Raw genomic sequence first — 1184 nt, forward strand, 5'->3', positions numbered from 1 at the left:
ACATCGCTTCTTATCAGGTTAGTCCGAATGACGTTGTAAGCATTCGTGAGAAAGCGAAGAAGCAGTCTCGCGTGAAAGCCGCTCTGGAGCTGGCTGAGCAGCGTGAAAAGCCAACCTGGCTGGAAGTTGATGCTGGCAAGATGGAAGGTACGTTTAAGCGTAAGCCGGAGCGTTCTGATCTGTCTGCGGACATTCACGAACACCTGATCGTCGAGCTTTACTCCAAGTAAAGCTTAGTACCAAAGAGAGGACACAATGCAGGGTTCTGTGACAGAGTTTCTAAAACCGCGCCTGGTCGATATCGAGCAAGTGAGTTCGACGCACGCCAAGGTGACCCTTGAGCCTTTAGAGCGTGGCTTTGGCCATACTCTGGGTAACGCACTGCGCCGTATTCTGCTCTCATCGATGCCGGGTTGCGCGGTGACCGAGGTTGAGATTGATGGTGTACTACATGAGTACAGCACCAAAGAAGGCGTTCAGGAAGATATCCTGGAAATCCTGCTCAACCTGAAAGGGCTGGCGGTGAGAGTTCAGGGCAAAGATGAAGTTATTCTTACCTTGAATAAATCTGGCATTGGCCCTGTGACTGCAGCCGATATCACCCACGACGGTGAGGTCGAAATCGTCAAGCCGCAGCACGTGATCTGCCACCTGACCGATGAGAACGCGTCTATTAGCATGCGTATCAAAGTTCAGCGCGGTCGTGGTTATGTGCCGGCTTCTACCCGAATTCATTCGGAAGAAGATGAGCGCCCAATCGGCCGTCTGCTGGTCGACGCATGCTACAGCCCTGTGGAGCGTATTGCCTACAATGTTGAAGCAGCGCGTGTAGAACAGCGTACCGACCTGGACAAGCTGGTCATCGAAATGGAAACCAACGGCACAATCGATCCTGAAGAGGCGATTCGTCGTGCGGCAACCATTCTGGCTGAACAACTGGAAGCTTTCGTTGACTTACGTGATGTACGTCAGCCTGAAGTGAAAGAAGAGAAACCAGAGTTCGATCCGATCCTGCTGCGCCCTGTTGACGATCTGGAATTGACTGTCCGCTCTGCTAACTGCCTTAAAGCAGAAGCTATCCACTATATCGGTGATCTGGTACAGCGTACCGAGGTTGAGCTCCTTAAAACGCCTAACCTTGGTAAAAAATCTCTTACTGAGATTAAAGACGTGCTGGCTTCCCG

Annotated in this window: 1 protein-coding gene and 1 pseudogene; both read left to right on the top strand. The window is 51.6% G+C overall.

Going from position 1 to position 1184, the window contains the following annotated elements; all coding sequences use genetic code 11:
- Window positions 1-230: pseudogene (gene rpsD, locus R7Z41_RS24050) on the top strand (30S ribosomal protein S4); the annotation flags it as partial.
- Window positions 231-255: 25 nt separating this feature from the next.
- Window positions 256-1184 (top strand): DNA-directed RNA polymerase subunit alpha (locus tag R7Z41_RS24055; RefSeq protein WP_318141644.1); only part of this gene is annotated, 929 nt, incomplete at its 3' end.

The sequence above is a fragment of the Vibrio sp. 1457 genome (assembly GCF_033340195.1).
Lineage (GTDB): Bacteria > Pseudomonadota > Gammaproteobacteria > Enterobacterales > Vibrionaceae > Vibrio > Vibrio alginolyticus.